The sequence below is a fragment of the Limnospira sp. genome, assembly GCF_051859755.1.
Lineage (GTDB): Bacteria > Cyanobacteriota > Cyanobacteriia > Cyanobacteriales > Microcoleaceae > Limnospira > Limnospira fusiformis.
On record NZ_JBIMLI010000373.1, the window covers coordinates 1 to 920 of the forward strand.

Consider the following 920-nt stretch of genomic DNA (forward strand, 5'->3'; position numbering starts at 1 on the left):
ATCCTCAACTCTTCTCGCTTCTTATACCATATTGCCCTAAAATATTAACCTAATTTGAGATTAAATCATGCTCCTAAATCAGACACAAAGGGTAGTCCATCATGTGGGTTTCCCTAACCTCCCTGAATCCTCAAATTATCATCGGTTGGGACTTTTACCTGGGCGCGCCAGAGAAGACGATCGCCCTTTCGGTAGCCAGCAGAAGTGACAGTCACCCTATCTCCCGGCTGTGCAGTTCCCTGGACTAACTGGTGTAGATGCGGATTGTAGGGAACCTCAGAGGCGATCGGTGCAATTATCTCCACTCCCCATTGTTGCACAAGTCGCTCCACTGGTTTCACCAAAGGCAATATATTTTTGGCAGGAATTTGGGGATTTTCCTCAACTTTTTCGGTAACTTTGGGCCAATTCAACAACCAAGATTCCAAAATATCTAAACTAGCTTGTTCAAATTCCCGACCTACAGACTCCCGCAATTGTTCCATCTCAGCTTGTAGCCGTTCATATTCCTGACGGAAAGCCGAATTAAACCCCGAATAGGCGAAGCTACTCTCCTCCGGGGCGAAAATGCTCAACAGTTCCATCAGAGAAATTCCCAGCCCCTCCGCAATTTTCATTAAAACATCCACCCGGGTCTGCATGACCAAACCCTGACATAGCCGAAAGAACTGTCTCTCCTCGACCCCTGAATATCGGCTTAACTCTCGTATACTGGAAAACCCCGCCCGCCGCATAAGTTTTTGTAACTGCGGGGTATAGTCAGATGATGATGGCGACCCGTTCATGGCTAGACAACCTTGCTGTTGACACTCCTCGTCCTGAAGTCCGAGGATTCTTGGGCCCAATCCTGCCTCCACTAACCTAAGTTAGTTTTGGTCTTACAGTTTCATGTCGTATCCGACTACACCTTTTACAGCAAG

1 protein-coding gene is annotated in these 920 nt (G+C 47.4%); it reads right to left on the minus strand.

Annotation, left to right across the window (positions count from 1 at the left end; translation table 11 throughout):
* Positions 1-113 precede the first annotated feature (113 nt).
* Positions 114-734: a nucleotide exchange factor GrpE gene (gene grpE / locus ACTIE0_RS24710; RefSeq protein ID WP_006622145.1), complete on the minus strand. Its 621-nt coding sequence runs from the start codon at positions 732-734 to the stop codon at positions 114-116.
* Positions 735-920 lie beyond the last annotated feature (186 nt).